Annotated in this window: 11 protein-coding genes and 1 pseudogene; all 12 read right to left on the bottom strand. The window is 70.8% G+C overall.

Annotated features, from left to right (window positions below; genetic code table 11):
- Positions 1–32 precede the first annotated feature (32 nt).
- The 12 genes and pseudogenes from AB0E24_RS24455 to AB0E24_RS24400 all read right to left on the bottom strand — a co-directional run bounded on the left by AB0E24_RS24455 (position 33) and on the right by AB0E24_RS24400 (position 14,946).
- Entirely contained in the window at positions 33–1,988 is a 1,956-nt protein-coding gene (locus tag AB0E24_RS24455; protein ID WP_359379876.1) for an ABC1 kinase family protein, read from the bottom strand.
- Positions 1,989–2,020: 32 nt separating this feature from the next.
- Positions 2,021–2,809 (bottom strand): ABC transporter permease, encoded by a 789-nt coding sequence (locus AB0E24_RS24450; RefSeq protein WP_069867780.1) that lies wholly within the window; start codon positions 2,807–2,809, stop codon positions 2,021–2,023.
- Complete coding sequence (locus AB0E24_RS24445) at positions 2,806–3,783, bottom strand: efflux ABC transporter ATPase subunit, DrrA-related (protein ID WP_102937100.1); 978 nt, start codon at positions 3,781–3,783, stop codon at positions 2,806–2,808. The genes AB0E24_RS24450 and AB0E24_RS24445 overlap by 4 nt, the downstream gene beginning before the upstream one ends.
- 43 nt (positions 3,784–3,826) lie before the next feature.
- Positions 3,827–5,506, bottom strand: a complete 1,680-nt coding sequence (locus tag AB0E24_RS24440) for a phytoene desaturase family protein (protein ID WP_093702321.1) — start codon at positions 5,504–5,506, stop codon at positions 3,827–3,829.
- A gap of 211 nt (positions 5,507–5,717) precedes the next feature.
- Positions 5,718–6,821 (bottom strand): beta-ketoacyl synthase N-terminal-like domain-containing protein, encoded by a 1,104-nt coding sequence (locus AB0E24_RS24435; protein WP_359379975.1) that lies wholly within the window; start codon positions 6,819–6,821, stop codon positions 5,718–5,720.
- Between the two features lie 69 nt (positions 6,822–6,890).
- Positions 6,891–7,295 carry a hypothetical protein gene (locus tag AB0E24_RS24430; RefSeq protein ID WP_359379869.1) on the bottom strand — a complete coding sequence of 135 codons (405 nt, stop codon included), beginning with the start codon at positions 7,293–7,295 and terminating at the stop codon, positions 6,891–6,893.
- Positions 7,292–7,705 (bottom strand): hypothetical protein, encoded by a 414-nt coding sequence (locus tag AB0E24_RS24425; RefSeq protein ID WP_069867783.1) that lies wholly within the window; start codon positions 7,703–7,705, stop codon positions 7,292–7,294. Before AB0E24_RS24425 ends, AB0E24_RS24430 begins: the two co-directional genes overlap by 4 nt.
- Positions 7,705–8,067: a DsrE family protein gene (locus tag AB0E24_RS24420; RefSeq protein ID WP_069867784.1), complete on the bottom strand. Its 363-nt coding sequence runs from the start codon at positions 8,065–8,067 to the stop codon at positions 7,705–7,707. Before AB0E24_RS24420 ends, AB0E24_RS24425 begins: the two co-directional genes overlap by 1 nt.
- A gap of 115 nt (positions 8,068–8,182) precedes the next feature.
- Positions 8,183–9,376, bottom strand: a pseudogene (locus AB0E24_RS24415) (macrolide family glycosyltransferase); the annotation flags it as partial.
- Positions 9,377–9,389: 13 nt separating this feature from the next.
- Positions 9,390–10,580 (bottom strand): cytochrome P450, encoded by a 1,191-nt coding sequence (locus tag AB0E24_RS24410; RefSeq protein ID WP_069867786.1) that lies wholly within the window; start codon positions 10,578–10,580, stop codon positions 9,390–9,392.
- Between the two features lie 30 nt (positions 10,581–10,610).
- Positions 10,611–14,585: a non-ribosomal peptide synthetase gene (locus AB0E24_RS24405; protein ID WP_359379863.1), complete on the bottom strand. Its 3,975-nt coding sequence runs from the start codon at positions 14,583–14,585 to the stop codon at positions 10,611–10,613.
- 148 nt (positions 14,586–14,733) lie between these two features.
- Positions 14,734–14,946, bottom strand: a complete 213-nt coding sequence (locus tag AB0E24_RS24400; RefSeq protein WP_093705863.1) for an MbtH family protein — start codon at positions 14,944–14,946, stop codon at positions 14,734–14,736.
- Positions 14,947–14,958 lie beyond the last annotated feature (12 nt).

The raw sequence follows: 14,958 nt of genomic DNA, 5'->3' as shown, positions 1-14,958 counted from the left end.
GTAACCATTCCCGGCGGCCATTCAATGACGCGTCAGTTACGCGCGCCGCCGCGCGAAATGAGGAAAAGCACTTTCAGGCCGATCACTCCGGCGACCACCAGCAGGTGATAGCCGAGCAATTGGAAGAGCCCTATTCCGGGAACGACCACCGGACCGCCGTCGATGCTGAGCAGGATCACCGACATGACCCCGCTGGTGGCGGCGAGGAAGGTCAGCAGGATCTCATGCACCAGCGATCTGATGTACGTACGGTCGCGGGCGTTGGCGAAGAGCCGCACGCCGACGCCGAGCCGGCCCTGTTCGAGCGCGCTGGTGACCCGGTCCAGCCGCCGGGGCAGTCTGCGCAGCAGCTCCCAGGCGGCCATCACATCCGTCGGGCTGATCAGCTGGCCCAGCGGATCGCCGCCGGCACGGGCGAAGCCCCCGTCGGCGAAGGTCCGGGCCTCCTCCACCATGACGAAGCCCGGGGCGATGAGCATCAGGGTGCCCTCGAGGGTGCCCAGGGCCCGGAAGACGGCCGCGACCTCGGGCGGGATGGTCAGCCCATGCCGCTGGACCAGCCGGAAGAGATCGGTGAAGATCTGCACGCTGGGGGTGGAGCCGGGCGCGAAGTAGCGGGACAGGAAGCGGCCGAGCTCCCGCTGGAGCCGCTGCTCGTCGATCTCCTCGGGCCGGGTGACCACTTCCAGCAGGGCGTCGCACAGGGCGGCCGGGTCCTGACTGTTAAGCGCGAAGAGCAGGGACCGCAGTCCGGAGCGGACCTGGGCGTCGACCCGGCCGACCGAGCCGAAGTCGATCACCCCGATGGCGCCGTCGTCCAGCAGCAGGATGTTCCCCGGATGCGGATCGGCGTGGAAGGTGCCGTCGGACATCACCTGGTGGAACATGTTGACCATCACCTTCCTGGCGAGCGCCAGGCGTTCCTCCGGGGTGCCCTTCAGCACCGCGGTGGCCGAGCCCATGGGGGTGCCGGAGAGCCGCTCCATGACCAGCACCTGCTCGCCGGACCACTCCTCGTACACCCTGGGCAGCCGGATGCCGGTGCCCTCCGAGCGCCGGGTCCACGCGGCGCTGACGGTGGCGAGGTTGGCGGCCTCGATCCGGAAGTCCAGTTCCTCACGGACGGAGGTGGCGAATCCATCGGCCAGGTCCACCACGCCGAGCGCACGGGCCCAGCCGGCGCGCCGCTCCAGCGTTCCGGCCAGCCGCAGAATGATCTGGAGGTCGCATTCGGCGACCTCCCGGACCCCCGGGCGGCGCACCTTGACCACGACCTCCTCGCCCGAGTGCAGCCGTGCCGCGTGCACCTGCGCGATGGACGCCGCCGCCATCGGCTCGTGGTCGAAGTGCGCGAACGCCTCGTCCAGCGGCATGCCCAGCTCCCGCTCCAGGGCCTCCCCCACCACCTGCCAGGGCTCCGGGGAGACCTGGTGGTGCAGCCGCCCCAACTCGGCGATGAACGCGGGCGGGAGCAGGTCCCGGCGGGTGGACAGCACCTGGCCCAGCTTGACGAAGGTGGCGCCGCCCTCCTCCAGCGCCAGCCGCAGCGGCCGGGCCATCCGCCCGGAGCCGGGCCCGCGGCCGACGGTGGGCACCGCGCCGTACCTGCCGGGGCGCAGCCCGTGCCGCATCGCGATGGACACGATGTGCCAGTAGCGGCGGGTGCGGGCGACCCGGGAGCGCACCGACCGCACCCAGCCGCGCGGCCCGCCCAGCGTGCCGCTGGGCGCCACCACTTCGAGGACGGCCAGGAAGCCGGTGGTCACCACCAGCGTGGACCCGAACTGCACCCCGGTGAGGATGCCGCGCTGCTCGGGGCGCTGCATCAGCAGGCTGAAGACGGCCAGGCCCACCACGCTGACCAGCCCGGCCAGCAGGGAGCGCACGATCCCGATGCGCAGGCCCAGCAGCCTCCGGGCGGTGAACACGAACGCCATGATGAACGCGCTCATCACCAGGAGGGCCAGGAGGAACTGGGCCAGCTTCATCACAGCGCGGGGTCCTTAGGGGTCCTTCGGGGTCAGCGTGCGGCGGCCCGGTGGTAGGCGCGGGCGGCCATCGGGGCCACCACGATCAGCAGACAGCACAGGATGAGGGTGCCCGCGGCCAGCGGATGCTGGGCCGGCAGCGCGTCGCTCACCACGGTGGAGGGGTTGCCCCACAGGTCCCGGCAGGCGCTCACCACCGAGCTGATGGGGTTCCACTCACCGATGATCTGCATCCAGCGCGGCAGCCCGTCCAGCGGTACGAAGGAGTTGGACAGCAGCGCGAACGGCAGGACCATCAGCGAGGAGATGGTGTTCACCGCCTCCGGGCTGCGCACCACCAGACCGATCAGCGCGCCGATCCAGCACATGGTGAAGCCGAGGAGGAGCAGCAGGCCGAAGCCGGCGACGGTCTTCACCAGGCCGTGGTGGGCCTTCCAGCCGATCAGCAGGCCGACCAGCGCCATGACGAGGCAGCTGAGCGCCGTCATCGCCATGTCCGAGACGGTCCGGCCGAGCAGCACCGCGTAGCGGGACATCGGCAGCGACCGGAAGCGGTCCACCAGACCGTTCTTGAGGTCGTCCGCGACCCCGGCGGCGCTGGTGCCCACCGCGGAGAACATCACCTGGGTGAAGATGCCCGCCATGATGTACTCGCGGTAGTTCCCGCCGGGCACGGACATCGCGCTGCCGAAGAGATAGCCGAAGACCATCACCATCACGACGGGCGCGATGGTCACCCCGATGAGCTTCTCCGGTACGCGGGCGATGTGCTTCATATGACGCCCGGCCAGGATCCAGGTGTCGGTTGCCAGTTCTCTCATGCTGCCGTCTTCCCCTCGTCCTCGTCGGGCTCCCCGGCGCTGCTGCGCCCGGTCAGCGCGAGGAACACGTCGTCCATGGACGGTCTGCGCATGGCGAAGTCCGTCACCTCGATTCCCTTGCCGCGCAGCGCGGTGGCGGCGTCGGCGATGGAGTCGATGCCGGAGCCCACCGGCACCGATACGCTGCGGCCCTGGTCCCCCACCACGGGCTCGCCGACCGCGACCCGCTCCAGCAGCGCGGTGACCTCCGGGACCGTGGCCGGGTCGGCGAGGGTGACCTCCAGGCGCTCCCCGCCGACCTTGCGCTTGAGCTCGTCGGGGGTGCCGTCGGCGATGAGCATGCCCTTGTCGATGACCGCGACACGGTCGGCGAGCTGGTCCGCCTCCTCCAGGTACTGGGTGGTGAGCAGGACGGTGACGCCCGCGTCGACCTGTTCGCGGACCATGGCCCACAGGGTCATCCGGCTGGTGAGGTCCAGGCCGGTGGTCGGCTCGTCCAGGAACAGCACCCCCGGGTCGGCCAGCAGGCTGGCGGCCAGGTCCAGCCGGCGCCGCATACCGCCCGAGTACGTCTTGGTCTCGCGGTCGGCGGCGCCGGTGAGGTCGAAGCGCTCCAGCAGCTCCTCCGCCCGCCGCTTGGCGTTGGCGCGGCCGAGCCGGTAGAGCCTGCCGATCAGGACGAGGTTCTCCCGGCCGGTCAGCCGCTCGTCCACGGCCGCGTACTGCCCGGCCAGGCCGATGCGCCGGCGGACCTCCAGGGGCGCGGTGACGATGTCGTGTCCGGCCACCACCGCGCGGCCGCCGTCGGGCGGCAGCAGGGTGGCCAGGATCCGTACCGTCGTGGTCTTCCCGGCTCCGTTGGGTCCGAGGAGGCCGAGCACGGACCCGGCGGGCACCGTGAGGTCGACGCCCTTCAGCACCTCGTTGTCGCCGTACCGTTTGCTCAGGCCCTCGGCCTCGATCGCCACGTCCATGTTCTCTCCTGGAAAGGTCGCCGGTGTGTGCGTGATCGGTCCGTCATCGGTCGATGCCCGCGAGACCGCGGGCGTGGCGGCGGCCGGTTCCCCGGGAGACGGCGAGCGGGTCCCAGCGCTCGTCGCGCTCGGGCAGCAGGTCCGCGTCGCCCAGCACGGCACCGTCGTGCACCTCGTGCATCAGCCGGCGGCCGACGATGGCGGAGGCGCAGGCGATGCCGCCCACGGCGACACCGGTGATACCGCTGCCGTAGCGGGTGTTGGCGCCCACCACGTGCAACCCCTCGACCTGGGTGCGGGTGTCGGGTCGCACGCCGACGCCGCCCCAGTCCGCGAGGCCGAAGGGGGTGCCCCCGGTGGACAGGGTGTAGCGCTCATGGGTCAGCGGGGTGGCCGCCTCCAGATGGGTGATGTGGTCCCGGAAGGGACCGATCGCCCGCTCGGCGGCGGTCAGCATGGCCTCGGTGAACTCTTCCTTGCTCTTCCGGTAGGCGCCGACGCGGCGGTAGCGGGTGCCGTCGGCGGGGCCCGTGGTCACCCCCCAGCGGTCGTACTCGGGCGGGCACAGCGTCATCACCTGGAAGTTGCTGTGGCCCGGGGGGCACACGGCGCGGCCCTGGGGGTCCTTCTGGGAGGCGAAGGACAGGAAGAGGAAAGAGACCGGGTCGATGTCGCCCTCGGCGAGCCGCCGGTAGTAGGTGCCGATGTCGTCGTCCGCGTACCACCACAGATTGGCGTTGCGGCGCTCGGGCAGCGGCCGGTCCAGGGCGATGTACAGCGTGGCGAACGGCAGCCCCATGGCCGCCTCGCGGGTCTTGGTCACCAGCTTGGCGGGGAAGTGTTCGGCGCCCACGAGGTCGAGCACGGTACGGCGGTAGTCGGCGTTGGAGACCACCAGCGGGGCGGAGAAGCTCCGCCCGTCGGCCAGCCCCACCCCGGTGACCTTGCCGCCGTCGACGAGGACGCGCGTCACATGGGCCCGGGTGAGCAGGGCCCCGCCGTGTGCCTCCAGCGACTCCACCAGGCCCGCCGCCAGCATCTGGCCGCCGCCCTCCGGGTAGTAGGCGCCCCGGACGTAGTGATCGGTGACGGTCGCGTGCATCGAGACGGTGGCCTGGTCGGGCCCCATGCCGTAGTTGGGCGACTGGGCGGCCAGCACGGTCCTGGCCCGCGCCGAGAGCCCGCAGTGGTCGAAGAGTCCGGACAGCGGGTGGCGGCCCCACTTGAGGGTGACCGGGGTGCGCGCGACGAGGTCGGCGACGGTCAGCTCCTCCCCGGACAGCAGCGCCGAGCGCATCTCGGTCCCCAGGGCCTCGCAGATGTCGAGGAAGGTGTCCAGGCCCGCGGCGTCCTCCGGCAGCGTCTCCTTCAGGCGCCGCCGGTAACGGTCCCAGCCGGCGGGCATGAACATGGAGGTGCTCGGCAGCACGATCTCGTCGAAGCCGTCCTGGTCCATCTCGCGGTAGGTGATCCGCTTGTCCAGGCCGAGGCCGCCGAGGATCGCGGGCAGCACCCCGCCGGGGCCGCAGTCGCCGAGGTAGTGGACGCCGACGTCGAACTCGTAGGCGCGGCGGCGGCGGAACACATGGCTGTTGCCGCCCGCGACGTCGTGCTGTTCGAGCACCAGGACCCGCCGTCCGGTCACCGCCAGATAGGCGGCGCAGACCAGGCCGCCGATGCCGGAGCCGACGACTATCGCATCCCAATCATCCCGGTTCGTCATGCTGGGGATCCCATCTCTGTCGCAATCGCCGTAACCGTCGCAGCAATCGGGGCCGCGGTCCCGGGCCGTGACCGGAAGCTGCCATCCACACTTTTCGCCCATACGAGACAGGGGATCCGGTGGGTCCGCTTCCGTTCGCTCGCCTTCGGCTGTGCCGTTGCCGTTGCCGTTGCTTTTGCCGTTGCCGTTGCCGTTGCCTTCGCCTTCGCCTTCACCGCAGCCGCAGCAGTGCGCAGGCCACGGCCCCGTCACGGTCCACCGAGGTGATGACCGCGACCTTGCCGGAGGCGTCCGGGGCGTCCTCGGCCGTGGCGAGGACCGCCACCACCTGGAAGGCCGCCGCGGCCGCCGAGGTGTCCCCGATCGGTTCGGGGTGCGGCACCCAGCGGGGTTCGACGTCGCCGAACAGCGCCTCCAGCACGCCCCGTTCGGCCACCCCGGCACTCCCGGCGGGCACGGAGGGCGAGACGGCCCACACCTCGGCCGGGCTCACCCCGGAGCGCCGCAGCGCCCGCCGCACACACCGGGTCAGCGCGGGCGCCGCCCCGTCCGGACCGGCCACCCCGGACTCCACCAGCACCACTTCGGCCAGGCCCGCCGCCGCGTCCGGCGCGTCGGCGGGGACCAGCCGCAGCACCGCACAGCCCTCGCCGAGCGGCACCGCGTCGGCCCGCTCGTCCTCGCCCCGGGTGTGGTGCTCCAGCCAGGCGCGGGCGGCCGAGTGCTCCTCCACCGCGCCGACCAGCACACTGCCCGCCCGGCCCGAGGTCAGCAGCCGCCGTCCGTAGTGCAGCGCCTGGAGCCCGGAGGCGCGGCCCGCGGCCACCGTGGCGTTGGGCCCGCGCAGTCCGTACCGGATGGCGCACTGCCCGGAGGCGCAGTTCATCACCGTGTTGGGGAAGTGCGAGGGGTCGACGTAGAACGGCTTCTCCTCCAGGAAGGTGTCCCGGGTGTGGTCCATGATGGACTGCGCGCTGCCGGTGTTCGTGCCGAGCACCAGCGCCACATCGTCCCCGCCCGAGGCGGGTCCCGGCTCGGCGCCCGTGACCTCCCGCAGCAGCCGGTCCACGGCCGTGACGGCCAGTCCGGTCACCCGGTCCATGGACCGGGTCCCCTTGCGTCCCAGCACCTCACGGATGACGAAGCCCGGTACCAGACAGGCTCGTTCACCGGGGCCCGACCACTCGGCCGGGTCGAGTTCCACCGCCGTGCTCCGCCCGGACCGCAGCCCCTCGACGAAGGCGTGGCGCCCGATCCCGTACGGCGAGACCGCCGACCAGCCCGAGATCACGGGACCGCGCACCGCGGCAACCATGGCCGTCACAACCGATCCACTCCTTGGGGAATCCTCGCGGGTCCCGGCGGCCGCGCCCCGGGAGCCCGCTCACAGATAGAAGACCGCGCGGTAGCCGGGCCAGCGGGCCGCCATGGCCCCGGCCGGTACCGTGCGTACACCGGGCAGCAGACCGGACTCGGCGTCCGGGCCGTACGCCCGCAGGTCCTGCTCCTCGATCCAGACGCCGACCCCGGCCTCCAGGAGCACGTTCAGGCCGTCGCCCGGGGCGTTGACGGTGGTCAGCTCCCGCTTCCCCAGGCGCGGTACGGGCGTCCGGGCGGCCCGGACGGCGTAGCCGGCCGCCGGGCCGCGCAACAGGACGTCCAGCCCGCCCAGATGGCGGTGGAACAGATACGCGCAGTAGAGGCCGTCGGAGAACTGGGTCTCCACCGCGCCCCGGTAGGCGCGCTCGACGATGGCGAGCGCGCGCCGCCCCTCCTCCGCCACGGTCACATCACCCCCAGGTAGAGCGTCTTGTCCGCGGCGGCCACATGCTCGGCGAATCGCGCCGGGGCCCGCACCGGGACCTCCGGGATGTGGTCCACCGCGCCGCGGTCGTCGCTACAGAACCGGCAGGCGTACCAGCGCAGCCGGTCGGGGAAGGCGAGGAGCATCTCCCGTACGAGCAGGCTCGTCGACGGGTGATCCACCTCCCATGCGGCGAGGTTGCGGGGTTTGCTGTCGCCCAGCCCCCGCTGGGTGAGCATGGTGGCGTAGCCGCACGCCCAGATCTGCACCGTGGCCCCGCCCTCCAGCATGGCCTGCGAAAGCCGCAGCACGCTGGTGAGCAGGTCGTTCTCGTACGGTGCGCCCATGACCGTCAGCAGCACGTCGGAGCGGGGCACCGCCGTGGGCCTGGCCATCAGTGCCACACCACCCGGACGCCGGGGGCGAGCACCCGGGCGGAGACCTCCGGCATGCCCACCACCCGCGCCTCGGGGATCAGCCGGTCCGCGGCGAGGCCGCGCTGGGCGAGGGAGAAGTCGTCCACCCACACCTCGCCGCCGGCCTCCACCAGGGCCCGCACCTCCGCCGAGTCCTCCGCCGTGCCGCGCACGGCGGCGGTGACGGCGTCCTGCACCAGGACCAGCTGCACCGGGTGGCCGGAGCCGGCCAGGGTGCGGGCGTCCCGGACGAACGCGCCACAGGAGGCGCCCGCCCAGGGGCCACGGCTCTCGATGAGCAGATGGGGGGTGGTGCGGACCGGTGCGTCTTCTCGCGTCATGATTCCCATGCCTTCAGCCGACCGTCGTACCGTTCACGGCGTGGCCAGCATCGCCACGGCCGAGGCCACCTTCCAGGCGGGCGACATGATCCTGCCAGTGCTCCCGTGGGCCCTGGAGCACGAACTCGATCAGGTCGGCCGCGGTGACCGCGCCGCCCAGCCGCCGCATCCGCTGGGCGATGGCGGCGGTCCGCGCCGCGACCCCGGAGTCGGAGGCGACGAAGGACACGGCGTCCCGCAGCCGCGCCGCGGTCGCCTTGTCCAGCGGGACATGCCGCCCGAGCCCCAGCTCCACGAGGCGCTCGGCGTTGAGGTGCTGGTCGTTGACCTGCGGGACGGCGACCATCGGCACCCCGTGGTGCATGGCCTCGAGCACCGAGCCCATTCCGCCGTGGGTGATGAAGGCCGAGGCCCGCTCCAGCACCGCCAACTGGGGTACCGAGCGGTGCTGTTCGACATTGGGCGGCAGCGGGCCGAGCAGTGCGGGGTCGAGGGTGCCGGTGGCCAGCACCACATGCCAGGGCGTGCCGGTGAAGGCCGCCACGACCTCGCGGTAGAAGCCGGGCTGCCCGCTGCCCGCGGACCCCAGGGCCACCAGCAGCACCGGCCGGTCGTCCACGGGGGCCCGCCACTCGCCCTGGTGCCCCCGCTTCCCCAGGCAGGGGCCGACGAAGGCGTAGCGCCCGTCCACGGCGTCCCCGTCGATCTGGAACTCCCGGGGCATCGGCACCAGACAGCGTTCGGGCAGACCGGTGTAGTCGTCGATGGACAGGGCGATACCGGCGTCGTCCAGGAACTCCCGGAATCTTCGGCGGTACTCCGCCCAGCGCGGATCGTCCGCGAAGTGCTCCTCGAACATCTCCTGGCGGGCCCGGCGCTCTTCCGGGCCCGCCGCGGACACATGGGTGGAGGCCAGGCAGATGACCGGAACCCGCCAGCGGTGTGCCAGCAGCCGGCCGGTGAGCGCGCCGAAGTCGTGCAGCACCAGGTCGGGCCGGTCCCCGTCGAACGCCCGCAGCTGCCCCGGCAGGATGGCGATCGCCTCGTCCAGCGCCAGACGGGACATGGCGACCGGGTCGTCGGAGGGCCAGTCCTCGACCCGGTCGGAGGCGGGCAGCGTCGTCTCGTACGGCACCAGGGTGGCCCCGGCGGCCCGCACCTGCGGGCCGAACTCGGCCGGCGCGGCGTAGCTCACCCGGTGTCCACGGCGCACCAGTTCGGCCACCGTGCCGAGCGTGGGGTTCACATGGCCGTGGGCCGGGATGTTGAAGAACGCGATATGGGATGTGGGTCTGTGGGTCGGATCCATGGCGCGCTCCGGCTCAGTCCCTGGTGATCACGACGGGGAGCCGTGAGGCGCCGATCATGTCCGATGTGTCGAGGAACTCGATGTCCGCGTCCGGTACGACCTGGATGGAGCGGTACCGGTCCAGCAGCAGATTGAAGGCGATCCTGCTCTCCAGGCGGGCGAGCGGGGCGCCGATGCAGTAGTGGATGCCCTGCCCGAAGCCGACGTGCCGGTTGTTCTCCCGGTGGATGTCGAACCGGTCGGGGTCCTGGAAGGCGCTCGTATCGCGGTTCGCGGAGGAGATCCACACATGGACGAGCTCCCCGGCCGGGATGATCTGCCCGCCGAGCTCCACGTCCTCGGCCGTCATCCGGACGAAGTTGCTGAACGAGGGCCGGATGCGGACGACCTCCTCGATCGCCTGGGGCACCAGGGAGCGGTCGGCCCGCACCTCGGTGTACAGCTCCGGGAAGCGGTCGAAGGTCAGGACGATATTGCTGATGAGCGCCGCGGTCGTGGTGATCCCGCCCATCAGCAGGACGCCCGCGAAGCCCACGATCTCCTCGTCTTCGAGCCTCCGGCCGTCCATCTCGGCCTGGACGAGCGTGGTGATCAGATCGTCGCGCGGCTCGGCCCGGCGCCTGCGGATCTGCTCGAACATATAGCTGTTGAGGGACTTCAGCCGCATCGCGGTCGCCCGGTGGCCCTCGACACCCGTATTGCTGGCGTGCAGCAGATTGGCCCATTCCGCGAAGAGGTGGGCGTCCTCATGGGGGGCGCCGAGGATATCGGCGATGACGGCCACGGGGAACGGGAACGCGAAGTCCGCCGCGATGTCGAAGTGCTCCTTGTCGCCCACCGCGTCGAGCAGCCCGGTGGCGATCCGGACCAGCTTCGGCTCCAGACCGGCTATGTAGCGGGCGCTGAACGCCTTGCTGACCAGCATCCGGAATTTCCGGTGCCGGGGCTCGTCCATCGCGGCGATGTTCCCCTTGAAGAAGACGTCGTAGTCCTCCTGGGGCGGCGTGATATCGGACATGTCGTTAACGAAGACATCGGTGTTGGCCATGATGTGCGTGACATCCTCATGCCGGAACACCGACCACTGGAAGGACTGCTCGTTGTAGCTGACCGGATCTTCTCTTCGCATCTTCTCCAGCCAGGCGAAGAAATGCGCGTTCGCCTCGGCGGCCTGCCGGTCACGCACGGCGTCACTGGTGGTCATCGCGTTCTCGCTCCTTGTCAAGTTCCAGATCTACTGCGCCGCACCGTGGGCGTCCGGTCCGGGGCCGTCCATTTCCTCGAGTTTCGCGGCCAGAATGCGGCCGATTTCCGCCAGCGGTCCGGGCTTCATCAGATCCGTGTGCTGCCGGTCGACTTCCCGTGTCTCGATCCGCCCGCCGACATAGGGGCCCCAGGTGGCCGGGGTCGGGGAGATGTCGATCTTGTCGAGCGTGGCCACGACCAGCAGGATGTCTCCGCCGAACCTGTCCGGCAGATGAGTGTTGAACAGGTCGCTGTTGTTGGCGTAGATCCTGGTGATGGCCTCGATATGGCGGCCCTCGAGGGTGGCCATGGCACTGCCGAGGCGCTGGAGCACCTCGGTCACCCGCTCATGGGTGAGCGGTCCGCTTCCGAGGTAGCGGCGGTCGTAGCCGACCCACCGCAACAGGTCGGCCAGCACGTCCTGTTCGTCGATGGGCGGCATCTTCTGGTTCGGATAGGTGTCCAGCACGCCCAGCAGGTCGGTCTCCTCGCCCAGCGCCTCCAGCCGGGTCGCCATGGCGTGGGCGATCACCCCGCCCGCCGAGTAGCCGACCAGCCGATAGGGGCCGGAGGGCTGGACGGTGCGGATCTGCCGCACATAGTCGTCGGCCATCTCGGCGATGGTCGAGGGCAGTTGCTCGCCGTGGTCGTCCAGCCCGCGCGCCTGGAGGCCGTAGACGGGGTAGTCCTGGCCCAGGTGCTTGATCAGCCCGGAGTAGCACCAGCTGAGACCGCCCGCCGGGTGGATGCAGAAGACCGGGGGGCGGGTGCCGTGCGGCCGCAGCGGCAGCAGTACGTCCAGCGGCTGCCCCCGGTCCTCGTCGTCGAGATGGCCCGCGAGCTCGGCGGGCGTCGGGGCCTCGAAGAGGCTGCGGATGGTCAACTCCACGCCGAACGTGGCGTGGATGCGCTTGAGCAGCCGGGTGGCCAGCAGTGACTGTCCGCCGAGGTCGAAGAAGTTGTCGTCCACACCGACACGGGGAGCGTCCAGGATCTCGGCGAACAGACCGCACAAGATCTCCTCACGCGGTGTACGCGGCGCCCGACCACCAGCACTCACCGGCGCCTCCGGCACGGGCAGCGCCTCACGGTCCAACTTGCCGTTCACCGTCAACGGCAACCGCCCCAACACCACAAACGCCGACGGCACCATATGCTCCGGCAACATCCCCGCCACATGCCCCCGAAGGCCACCCGCCTCCACCTCGACGCCCACCTCGGGGACCACATACGCGACCAGACGCCTATCCCCGGGACGGTCCTCACGGACCACCACCACCGCCTGACCAACCCCCGCACACTCCCCCAGAACCGACTCGACCTCCCCCAGCTCGATACGGAAACCCCGCACCTTCACCTGGTCATCCGCCCGCCCCACAAACTCCAGAACACCCTCATCAGTCCACCGCGCCACATCCCCCGACCGATACATCCGCGCACCCGCGGGACCGAACGGATCCGCCACAAACCGCCCCGCCGTCAAACCCGCCCGATTCCAATAACCCCGAGCCACCCCCGCACCACCGACATACATCTCCCCCGCCACCCCGGCCGGCACCGGCCGCAGACCGCCGTCGAGGACATACACCCGAAGGTCCGGAATTCCGACCCCGATCACACTTCCCGCACCTGATTTCGCGATACGGGAATCCAGCGCCGCATAACTGACATGCACCGTCGTCTCGGTGATGCCATACATATTCACCAGCACCGGATCACTATCACCATGCCGGTCGAACCACTCCGTCAAACGCCAAAGATCCAGCGCCTCACCCCCGAACACCACCCACCGCAACGCCAGCCGCCCACCCAAATCCGGCGCCTCACGATCCGCCTGCATCAGCTGATAGAACGCCGACGGCGTCTGATTCAACACAGTCACACCCTCATCCACCAACAACCGCAAAAACTCCCCCGGCGAACGACTCACCTCGAACGGCACCACCACCAACCGCCCACCCCGCAACAACGCACCCCACAACTCCCACACCGAAAAATCAAACGCAAAGGAGTGGAACAGCGTCCACACATCGTCCGCACCGAAGCCGAACCACCCATCCGTCGACTCGAACAGCCGCACCACATTCCCGTGCGACACCACCACACCCTTGGGCCGCCCCGTCGAACCGGATGTGTAAATCACATACGCAGCCGCCTCCGGCACAACGCGGATTCCCACATCAGACCCGTCCAACTCCACCAATTCCGCCGTGACCCCGGCGTCGTCCAGCACCACCAGCGGAACCCCCGCCGGGACCCCGGCGCCCGCGCCCGCCACCGTGACCACCAGCGAAGGACCCGCGTCCTCCCACACATAAGCCACCCGGTCCGCCGGATAACCCGGATCCACCGGCACATACACCGCCCCCGCCTTCAACACCGCGAGAACACCCACCACCAGATCCACCGACCGCGACAACACCAACCCCACCCGGTCCTCGACACCCACCCCCCGCCCCACCAACAACCGCGCCAACCGATTCGCCCGAGCGTTCAACTCCCCGTACGACAACGACTCCGCACCGCACACCACCGCCACGCTCTCCACGGACTCCCTCGCCCGCGCCTCGAACAGCTCGGTGAGGGTGGTGTCCGGGAGCGCGGCCGAGGTGTCGTCCCTCGGCGGCAGCAGACGGGACCGCTCCTCGGGCAGGAGGATGTCCACGGTGCCCAGGGCGCGGTCCGGGCCGGCGTCCGCGAGGGACTCCATCAGCCGGACGAACCTGCGCTGGTGGAGGGCGAGATCGTTCTCGCCGTAGAGCTCGGGGTTGCCCTCGAAGTCGATGCGCAGCCCCTTGCCCTCGCCCAGGTCGTGGACGACGACGGACAGGTCGTCCACCGGGCCGAGGTTGAGGGTGTGCGGGGTCGCGGGCAGTTCGCCGAAGGTCAGCCCGTGGCCGAACATCATGATGTTGATCTGCGGCCCCACCAGGCGCTGGTCACCGCCGAGCAGGCCGAGGTCGCGGCGCAGGTCCTCGTAGCGGTAGCGCTGGTGGCGCAGGACCCGCCGCATCGATCCGGCGACCTGGGTGAGCAGTTCGTCGAAGGTCGACTCGGGCCGTACGGACAGCCGCAGCGGCAGGACGTTGGAGACCATGCCCGGGGTGGCCCGCGCGACCTTGCCGAGTCTGCCGGTCACGGGCAGTCCGACGACGATGTCATCGCCTCCGCCGAGGCCCTGGAGGTAGGCGGCGAGAACGGCGGTGACCACGGGTGGCCAGGGGACGCCGGCCCGGTCCCCGGCCTCCCGCAGCGCACGGGTGGACCGGGGGGACAGCCAGGTGGTGCCGCGCCGCAGGCGGGTCGGCATGGTGGGGTCGGCGGCCGTAAGGCTGGGCGGCTTGGGACGGTCGGCGAGCACGGTGGTCCAGTGCGCCCTGTCCTTGGCGAAGTCCTCCGAGGCGCGGTAGCGCTCATCGGCGGCCACCAGCTCCGCCAGCGGGCCGAACTCGCCCTCGGGCACCGGGGTTCCGGCGGCCAGGGCGGTGTAGATCTCGGCGACCCGCCGGGTGACCAGGGCCCCGCTGAAGCCGTCCAGCACGATGTGGTGGACGCGGAGGTACCACAGGAAGCGATCGGGGGCGGTCTCCAGGACGGCGAAGAGGACCAGTTCGTCGTCGAGGAGGTCCAGCGGACGCCGGAAGTCGGCGTGCATCCATGCCTCGGCCGCGGCCCGGGGGTCGTCCTCGTGGCTGACGTCGATGTAGTGGACCGTGCCCGAGCCGTCCGGGTCGACCATCTGCCATACGCCCTCGGTGTCCTCGACGAAGCGGGTGCGCAGCGCGTCGGTCTCCCGGACGACCCGGCGCAGCGCCTCCTCCAGGAGATCGGGGTCGAGCAGTCCCTGGATCTCCAGGTACTGGGCGCCGTTGTAGATCGGGTTGTCGGGGTCCAGCCGCTGGGCGTACCACATTCCCGACTGGGCGGCGGTCAGGGGGAGCCGGTTGGTCCGGGCGTCAGGCATGTCTCGTTCATCCTCGGTCGCGGTGAGACTCGCGTGTCGGGTGGCGCGCTCTCGCGCGGCTGCGGTGCCAGAAGGCGGGCCCCGGCCCGGGGACGGCCGCACGGGTGGGTGCGGCCGTTCCCGGGCCCGGCGTGGTGGGGCGGCGGGGTCAGACGGCGTTCATCGCGTCGACGAGGCTCTTGGGCCGCATGTCGGTCCAGTTCTGGTCGATGTGCTCCAGGCACGCCTCGCGGGTGTCCTCGCCGTGGACGACCGTCCAGCCGGCCGGGACCTCGGCGAAGGCCGGCCAGAGGGAGTACTGCCGCTCGTCGTTGATCAGGACGAAGAAGCGGCCCTCGGCGTTCTCGAACGGGTTGCTCATGTCGTTTCTCTC

The sequence above is a fragment of the Streptomyces malaysiensis subsp. malaysiensis genome, assembly GCF_040653035.1.
GTDB classification, from domain to species: domain Bacteria; phylum Actinomycetota; class Actinomycetes; order Streptomycetales; family Streptomycetaceae; genus Streptomyces; species Streptomyces malaysiensis.
The sequence above is the reverse complement of the archived record's forward strand: the minus strand, read 5'-3'. Positions and strand labels throughout refer to the sequence as shown.

Coding starts and splice junctions, on each gene's coding strand:
- AB0E24_RS24450 (WP_069867780.1), bottom strand. CDS start 2,809: ATGAGAGAACTGGCAACCGACACCTGGATCCTGGCCGGGCGTCATATG.
- AB0E24_RS24455 (WP_359379876.1), bottom strand. CDS start 1,988: ATGAAGCTGGCCCAGTTCCTCCTGGCCCTCCTGGTGATGAGCGCGTTC.
- AB0E24_RS24425 (WP_069867783.1), bottom strand. CDS start 7,705: ATGGCCAGGCCCACGGCGGTGCCCCGCTCCGACGTGCTGCTGACGGTC.
- AB0E24_RS24400 (WP_093705863.1), bottom strand. CDS start 14,946: ATGAGCAACCCGTTCGAGAACGCCGAGGGCCGCTTCTTCGTCCTGATC.
- AB0E24_RS24440 (WP_093702321.1), bottom strand. CDS start 5,506: ATGACGAACCGGGATGATTGGGATGCGATAGTCGTCGGCTCCGGCATC.
- AB0E24_RS24405 (WP_359379863.1), bottom strand. CDS start 14,585: ATGCCTGACGCCCGGACCAACCGGCTCCCCCTGACCGCCGCCCAGTCG.
- AB0E24_RS24420 (WP_069867784.1), bottom strand. CDS start 8,067: ATGACGCGAGAAGACGCACCGGTCCGCACCACCCCCCATCTGCTCATC.
- AB0E24_RS24445 (WP_102937100.1), bottom strand. CDS start 3,783: ATGGACGTGGCGATCGAGGCCGAGGGCCTGAGCAAACGGTACGGCGAC.
- AB0E24_RS24435 (WP_359379975.1), bottom strand. CDS start 6,821: ATGGTTGCCGCGGTGCGCGGTCCCGTGATCTCGGGCTGGTCGGCGGTC.
- AB0E24_RS24410 (WP_069867786.1), bottom strand. CDS start 10,580: ATGACCACCAGTGACGCCGTGCGTGACCGGCAGGCCGCCGAGGCGAAC.